This is a genomic window from Vibrio sp. Vb1574, from assembly GCF_033338675.1.
In genome coordinates this window covers 1-1,503 of record NZ_JAWOTC010000175.1, presented here as the reverse complement: position 1 = coordinate 1,503, position 1,503 = coordinate 1, and the positions used below count along the sequence as shown (strand labels likewise).

At 43.2% G+C, this 1,503-nt stretch carries 1 protein-coding gene; it reads left to right on the top strand.

The window, feature by feature from the left end; translation table 11 throughout:
• Positions 1-649 precede the first annotated feature (649 nt).
• On the top strand, positions 650-1,503 hold an 854-nt coding region (locus R7O12_RS24565; RefSeq protein ID WP_318126657.1), incomplete at its 3' end, for a GGDEF domain-containing protein.

Genomic DNA, 1,503 nt, shown 5'->3' with positions numbered 1-1,503 from the left:
AAAATTTCGACAAGAATTGGCCAAGCTAATGCCACGATGGACATTCGTTGGTTGATGTTTTGGCTTTTAGGCATGTTTTTAACCTTTCCAACAACTAAAACTGCCTCGCAGAGAACTGTGAGGCAGTCTATAAAAAGTAATTCGGGATTCGTTTGAGATGAAACTGAGATTAAGCGCGGATTTTAGTCGGAGATTGGTCACAACGACAACAATAATTCCTGTCATTTGAGGAAAATATTTCTAATGATTTTTCAAGCCCACTCGACTCATTGATGGAGCTTAGAGATCATCGACTGACGAACAATGAGATCAATAGGTACGCGGTTAATAAGTGGCTTAACGCCGTTAAATGATGTCATTCAGCGAATTGAGAATCGACTCGCCAACAGCCGTTTTTATGCATTATCTGTATTTATCAACGTGCACACATCAAGGTAACTTTGTAACCGTCATCACCATATTGCAGACAACATATCGATAGATATCGTAATAAACAAAACCCTTGGCGTCGTCACACCCAGAAAATTCCTTACAAGATTCAATCACCTCGCAACATGACTAAGTTCACATTTGGCGATTTTGTTATTCTATTTATCGCTAAAATACCGCCTAGAATAGACGTACATATCAATTTAAGTAGGGATAGAAGATGTCGACATTGGCCGGGGCTCGCCTAGAAGAAATGGCGGATATCCGCTCGACGAGAAAAAAGAAAATCGTTTTTCTGTGTTCTAGCATTGCCGCCACACTATTGGTGTACGGCGCTATCGTCCAATCGCTCGAAAATCATTGGGGGTTAAGCGTTTTACATGCCTTCAGTGCCATCGCCTGCTTAGGGATCTGCTATCTCATTAAAGTGCAAAGGCATCACAAATATGCCGATTTACTGCTCAGCGCCGTCATCATGTTTGAGGGGTTATTACTGCTTCTTTTTAATGATGCGCCCTCCGGAAAGTTATTGTGGCTCTACCCCATCGTCGCAACCATCATTTTGATTAACGAGTTCAAAGTCGGTTTACTCTTTAGCGCTACCTACATGATTTTGGTTTTCTTTGGCATTACGTTTTTAGACGGCTTACCTGCCACTGGCGATATGATCGAACGCCGATTCATGTTCACCTTAATCGCCATCAGTTTTGTCTGCCATACCTTCTCCTACTACTACGCAAAAGTCGTCAGCTACATTCAAACCCTTTACCGAGAAGGGATTGAGGAGTTAGCCTACCTAGACCAACTGACGGGCTTAGCGAATCGTTGGAGCTTTGAAACGTGGGCTAGAGCAAAACTGCACGACATTGACCACTCAGACGAACGCAGTGTCACCGCGTTGGTTTTTCTCGATATCGACAATTTTAAGTACATCAACGACACCTATGGCCACGATGTTGGCGACCAAGTGTTGAAAGCATTTGCAACTCGATTGAAGAAAAGCATTCGTAACAGCGACCGAAAAACCGATAAACATGACTACTCCATTGCGCGCTTCGCAGGCGATGAGTTCGT